This is a genomic window from Streptomyces violaceorubidus (genome assembly GCF_000717995.1).
GTDB lineage: Bacteria > Actinomycetota > Actinomycetes > Streptomycetales > Streptomycetaceae > Streptomyces > Streptomyces violaceorubidus.
In genome coordinates, this window is sequence record NZ_JODM01000072.1 from 1 (window position 1) to 6,059 (window position 6,059).

The window sequence follows — 6,059 nt, forward strand, 5'->3', positions numbered from 1 at the left end:
TCCTCCGGCGAGCCAGATGCTCCACCCGGCGTATCGGCACCATCGTCCAGGCCGTCCACACACTGCTGACCTGCAACTATTCAGGATGAAAGGGGCTCAGTGAGAGCGTCAGTCACGGTTGAGCGGGACGACTGTGTTCTTGCAGGTCGTCAGCCCAGGGTCGCGGCGTGCCACTGACACGATGGTGGTACTTCGCGGCGGTCTTGGTACTCAACTGACCGCCCGGCGTCAGCCCTCGTCAACAGGTAGCAACTCAGGATGACTTGACGGGGTGGCTCTGGTCCCCGATAGTGGTGTCCGTCCCCAGCGTGCCTGCAGGGGTTCAAGGAACTGCACCACCAGTGTGTCCGCAGGAGTCAACGCTACTGCGTCACGAGTCTGTCCGCAGACAACCAGCTCTCGTCTTTTTCATCTGACGGGGGCTTTTTTTATGCCCGCATCCATGAGTAGGCCCTGGTTTCCCGCCGGGGCCTTTTTCGTTTCCGCAGTCCTCAGAGTCCAAGGGGTGCAGCACCAGCTGCTCGCCCGTCGTCCTGTCCCGAGGGGGAATCTATGTCTACGACCGTTCCGCAGGTGCCCGTTCCCGCGCCCGTTCCGCCTGCTGTGCCGGCGGCGCCTTCTACCGCTACGTGGGTGGTGGCTGTCCTTGCCGTGCTCGGCGCGGTGGTTTTCATGGGGCTGTGCGGGTGTGTTGCCGTTATCGCCTGGCTGCGGCCCGGCGCTGCGAACCCTATCACAGTGATGACGACCGTTATGGGGGCCATGGGCACCTTGGTCACTCCGTTCATCACGATGGCCTTGATGAGCCGTCGGCGGTGAGCATCAGCCCGCAGCCGCGGTGGCCAGGTCGACACCAGCACCCGGCTCCGCGGTCCTGGTCGTACGTCACCGGCATGACGTACGACCAGGAGCACAGCGCCATCTGTCATGCCTGCGGCACACACGGGGGAACCGGACCCGGTATGGCGTCGGGATCCGAGACGACGAGGGGGAGGGTGCGATTTCTCGGTTTCGGCTCAACAGGGTCACACGACCCTTTCCAGGGTGCGGGCCGTCGGCCCTTCTCGACTAGGTGTATTGCCCTGTGAGGTTGGGGACGCGGCTGGCGGGTGGTTGCCCTTTGAGCGCGGTGTGTCCGCGGTGGTGATTGTAGGTGTGCAGCCATTGCGGGAACGCTTGGCGGCGCTCGGCTTCTGACCGATAGGGGCGGGCGTAGGCCCACTCGTCCAGCAGGGTGCGGTTGAAGCGTTCGACCTTGCCGTTCGTCTGGGGCCGGTAGGGCCGGGTTCGCTTGTGGGCGATCCCGGCCGCTGCCAGAGCATCGCGCCAGTCGCGTGAGCGGTAGCAGGAGCCGTTGTCGGTCAGTACCCGTTCGACGGAGATCCCGGCCTGGGTGAAGAAGGCGTGGGCCCGCTGCCAGAAGGCGGTGGCGGTCTCCTTCTTTTCGTCCGCGTGGATCTCGCTGTAGGCGAGGCGGGAATGGTCGTCGACGGCGGTGTGCAAGTAGCTGTAGCCGAGGTTGGGACGGCCGGGGACGGCGCGGGGCCGGGCGGGGTCGCGGTGCGCGGAGCTGTTGCGGCCGCCCCGGGCCCTGCCGTGGACCTTGTGCCCGCCGCCGTCGGGGATGTTGCCCAGCTTCTTGATGTCGACGTGGACCAGTTCGCCGGGACGGTCGCGTTCGTAGCGGCGCACGACGCGGCCCGTGGCCCGGTCCAGGTGGGACAGGCGGGCCAGGCGGTAGCGGGCAAGGACGCGGTGCACGGTCGAGGGCACCAGGCGCAGGAAGTGTGCGATGCGGGCCGGTCCCCACCGGCGCAGCAGGCGGACCTTGATGATCCGTCGCTCAGTGCGGGTCGGAGTACGGCGAGGGCTGTGGCGGGGCCGGCTGGAGCGGTCGGCCATGCCGGCCGCTCCGGATGCCCGGTAACGGCCGGCCCACCGCTGAGCCGTCGTGGGCGAGACCTGGAAACGCTCGGCAGCCCGCCGCAGCGGCCAGCCCTCCTCGACCACACAGCGGGCCAGACGCAGCCGTCCGGTCTCGGTCAGGGGTGCATTACGGTGAGACACGAGGGCCTTTCTGCCGGTGTAGACGTCGCAATCCACACCGAACCGGAAGGCCCTCACCTGTTCAAGATCCCTCAGCCGAGACCTGACTCACCCGTCCACAACCTCCCCGGACAGAACAACTAGGGCACGGACTGTCCACTGCGGCTCACGAGTGAACGCGTGTACGAGGTCGACCGTCCGCTCATGCCCACTCCACTCCCAGCTTCCGCAGGGCGTCCAGTTGCTCGGCGGTGAGCCTGTCGCGTCTGGCGCGGGTGTTCGATAGCCATACGCCAAGCCGCACCGGCGTCGGCGCCGCCTCGCCTTCCGTCGCGATCGCCACGACCGCGCCGCGCGGGACCGTCCGTTGGCCTTCCCGTTCGATCCACTGCGCCAGGGCGGCCAGCCCACGATGGAACGCCTGTTGGGCCTTGCTCCCCTTCGCCGCGCCCCTGGCTGCGGAGGCGGGAGGCGGCGTCTGGGCGGGCTTCACACTGATCCCCGACAGCCGCTTCTGCTGTTCGGTCGACAGGAGTATCCAGCCTCGGCGTTGTCGCTGGAGCCAGCGCCCGATGTCGTCGCCGTCGATCGTCACACCGGGTGCGATGTCAGGCAGTACGCCGGCGGGTTCGTCGGCGGCGAGGTCAGCGAGGTGGCGGTAGTGCCGCTGCCAGTCCAACGGCCACGGGCAGTTCCAATCCTCATCGACTGCGGCCAGCTGCTGTCCGCGCTCCGCTGCTCGCTTCGGGTTCTTGCCGAGGCCGCCTGTCCGGCGGAGGTTGGCGATGTGCTGCCCGATGGGGACGGGCCCGCCCCCGGCCGGGTCGTCCCAGACGGCGTCCTGCCGGGGAGCGAGGTGCCCGGTGGCCCGCCGGTAGGCGCGGAACACGGCGAGCTTCCTCTCCCACGCCTCTTCGCCTGGTTCCCAGACCATCCCGGCCTCGGGCGCGTCGAGGAGCTTCTTGCGGCGCGGTTCGAGTTCCCCGGTCCGTAGTGCTTTCCGCTGCTGGTGGACCCACCTCCCCAGTGGAAAAGCCTTCGTGGCCCCCACTTCGGTCTCTACGTCATAAAGAACGACGTAGAGGCCGGTGATCGCGTGTTCCTTCCGCCAGCGGACGAGGGCTTGGTAGCCCTCCAACCAAACCAGGGATTCGGGCCGGTAGACGCGGGTGCGCAGGAACGCTGCGATGGTCGCCGGGTCGCGTGGGGTGGAGAAGTGCAGCAGCGCCGACTCGACCGCACCGTCGTCACCGGCCTGCCCGTCAGATCCCTCCCCGTCGGCCGCGATGATCCGGCCGTCGGCGTTGCGCTGAATGTGGATCTTGCGTTTGCCGCTGGTGAGGGCGCGGGAGGCGAGCTGCTCGACGAGTCGTTCCGAGTGCGAGCGCAGACCTTGGAGGACGGCTACAAGCGGGCGGAACGTGGTGCTGGCGACCATGTCCGTGGGGTCTTCGCCGGGCTCGAGGAAGACGGGCACGATGATCCGCGCGACTTTCGTGGAGCCGTCGCGGTTGAGCCGGAGGGCCCGGCCGATGTTCTGCACGATTTCGACCTGGGAGCCGCGGGTGTCGGCGAAGCAGACGGCTTCGACGCCGCGCTCGCCGGTGATGTCGACGCCTTCGCCGAGGACGCGGCAGCTGGCGAGGAACGCCCGGTGCACGCGTCGGCCCTCGGCGTTGATGCCGTTGGCGAACTGGCGAAGGGTTTCGCGGCGTTCGGTGACGAGGTGGTCGCCGCACAGCCACGCCGACCACACCCGCTCCGGCGGCACGTGCCGTTCGGCCTCCAGCTCGTACCGCTCCGCGCCGATCGACGAGACGGGCAGCTTCTCCGCGGCCGCCAGGTCCGCGTCCGAGGCATCTCGCGCGTACAGCTCGGCGGCCGTCTGCGGCAGCTTCTCCGCGAACGCCGCCGCCTCCTCGACCTTCTGGTGGAAGGTCATGACCGTACGCAGGTTGTACGCCGCCGCGTGCTCCAGAAGCGCCGTCTGCAGGAGCGCCAGGCGCCGGCCCCGCTGCGCCTCCTCGGATTCTCCGAGGACGGGGGAGGGGTCGTGGATCTCGAGGACGTCGATCTCGAACCCGGCGAGGATGCCGCGCTCGATGGCTTCCGAGAGCCCCAGCTCAGCGCCGGGAAGCCACGCCCCGAAGGTGCCGTCCGGATCGTCCGCCATGCTCGCCAGCTCCACCTCCATCCCGCCTGCGCCCTTCTGCGGGCGGAGCGAGGCGAGGATCCGCGGGGTGGCGGTGAGGTAGAGCCGGTAGTCGGCGGGGATGCGGGCGTTGTCGTGGATCGCCGCCCACGGCCGACCAAGATCACCCGCGGTTGAGTGGGCTTCGTCCACGATGGCGAGGTCGAACGGGGCCATCTGCTGGCCGTAGAGCCGTTCCCCGCCCGCCAGGGCGGCTTCCAGCGGCCCGCGGACCGTCTGCTGGCCGGTCGGGTCCTCCGGGTCCTCGCGGTCCACCAGGGAGGCGTAGGTGGCGAACACGACCACGGGCCCGGTTCGGGCCCACAGCGCGAGCTGGATCGCATTCGTGGTGGTGCGCACCCCCAGCGCGCCCAGCACAGGGTCGTTCTCCAGCGAGCACACCGCGACCATCGGCGCCCGGTGACCCACCGCCCGCCACGCCTGCGCGGTCTGTGCGAGCAGGTCCAGGGTCGGCACGGTCACCAGGATCCGCCCGCTAGGGAAGCACTCCAGCGCGCTCGCGGCAGCCGTGATCGTCTTACCGGATCCGGTGGCGGACACCAGCGTGCCCCGGGCCCCCTGCCCGGGCACAGACGATCTTGCAAAAAATCGGATCCATTCCCGAATCGCGGTTTTCTGGGTTACCTGATGTTCCCGGAGGCTGATCACAGATTTCGACCTTTCCTTTTTCCGGGCGACATCAGGTTCTTCCACCACGTGCCCGCGCCCGAAGAGACCGCACCCCCGTCGGGGGCAGGAGCGGGGCAGGGGTACCGGTCGATCCCGCCGCGCGCGGGCAGCTCGTCCTCGAAGTCGCAGGCGGCTACGGCCTTGAAGCCGCCGTGCCACAGCGCTTCGAGCACGGCCGTGACGGCCTGCACCACCTCGTCCGGCGTCCCCGCAGGGGCTTCGCACTCCAGCAGGGTCGGCCACTGAAGGAAGTCGGAGGGGTGGGCGTGCTGGCCGGTGGCGTAGTCGTTGGGCTCGCCGGTCACGCGCACCGGCCCGACGGTCAGCTCTGTACTGTCGTCCTCGACGAGGCCGAGGGCGTCCCGAAGCCGGCCCATGATCCGCGGGGCGGCCTCCGCGTCCACGTAGATCGAGGCGTCACTGTAAGGGGAGTCCGGAGCGAAGGGCGAAGACCCGCGATCATCTGCCATGCGCACTCCCTGGGGGGCCAGCCGGTGTGAGGGCGAGGAAGCGCTGGAGCAGCCGTTTGATCGGTTCGTGGTGGTAGTACTCGGCGATCTGCAGGGGAGTTTCTCCGTCGATGGCCGGCAGGCGTGGGTCGGCACCGTAGGCCAGCAGGATCGCTGTGGAAGCCGTGTTCAGCGGGTAGTTCGCCTGCACGTGGCCTTGGCCTTCCACGTCGATCGCGTGAGTGAGCAGCGTGTGCCCGAAGCACACCTCGTCCGGGTCGGCCCCAGCGTCCAGGAGCATGGAGAGCGTCTCGTAGTCACTCATCTCCACGGCCCTATGCACGGGAGTCCACGACTCCACCTCAACGGAAGATCCGCGACCACTTCCACGCGCTCTCGCTGGAGCTTGCGCCGGTGCGAGGAAGCGCTGGAGCAGGCGCGTGGCCGGCTCGTGGTCGTAGCTCTCGGCGAGCTGTAGCGGAGTTTCCCCGCTGGCAGTCGGCAGGCGCGGGTCGGCCCCGTAGGCCAGCACGATTGCCGTGCAGGCCGTGTGCAGGGGATGCCCCGACTGCAGGTGACCGTCCTGATGTTCGGCTTTTGGTTTTCAGTGGTCGGTGTTTTGTTTGCAGTGTCGGGTTGTGCCTGGTGGTCGCGGGTGGGTTGGTCGGTTGCTGAAGGCGCCG

The 6,059-nt window shown here is 68.7% G+C and carries 4 protein-coding genes and 1 pseudogene; 1 reads left to right on the top strand and 4 read right to left on the bottom strand.

Annotated elements, in window-relative coordinates; translation table 11 throughout:
• A pseudogene (locus IE94_RS39720) lies at positions 1-89 on the top strand (IS5/IS1182 family transposase); the annotation flags it as partial.
• Positions 90-1,068: 979 nt separating this feature from the next.
• Here the strand turns inward: IE94_RS39720 and IE94_RS0133770 are convergent.
• The 4 genes from IE94_RS0133770 to IE94_RS39725 form a co-directional block, all read right to left on the bottom strand.
• Positions 1,069-2,067, bottom strand: a complete 999-nt coding sequence (locus IE94_RS0133770) for an IS481 family transposase (protein WP_030192098.1) — start codon at positions 2,065-2,067, stop codon at positions 1,069-1,071.
• A 181-nt stretch (positions 2,068-2,248) separates the two neighbouring features.
• A complete protein-coding gene (locus IE94_RS0133775; RefSeq protein WP_030192100.1) occupies positions 2,249-4,906 on the bottom strand; it encodes a DEAD/DEAH box helicase in 2,658 nt (885 codons plus the stop codon).
• On the bottom strand, positions 4,903-5,397 hold the full coding sequence (locus IE94_RS37385; RefSeq protein ID WP_051777880.1) for a hypothetical protein: 495 nt from the start codon (positions 5,395-5,397) through the stop codon (positions 4,903-4,905). Before IE94_RS37385 ends, IE94_RS0133775 begins: the two co-directional genes overlap by 4 nt.
• Positions 5,387-5,908, bottom strand: coding sequence for an ankyrin repeat domain-containing protein (locus IE94_RS39725; RefSeq protein WP_157849436.1), 522 nt, complete (start codon positions 5,906-5,908; stop codon positions 5,387-5,389). The genes IE94_RS37385 and IE94_RS39725 overlap by 11 nt, the downstream gene beginning before the upstream one ends.
• Between the last annotated feature and the right edge of the window lie 151 nt (positions 5,909-6,059).

Excerpts from the sequence above, each read along its gene's own strand:
- IE94_RS37385 (WP_051777880.1), bottom strand. The coding sequence starts at position 5,397 with ATGGCAGATGATCGCGGGTCTTCGCCCTTCGCTCCGGACTCCCCTTAC.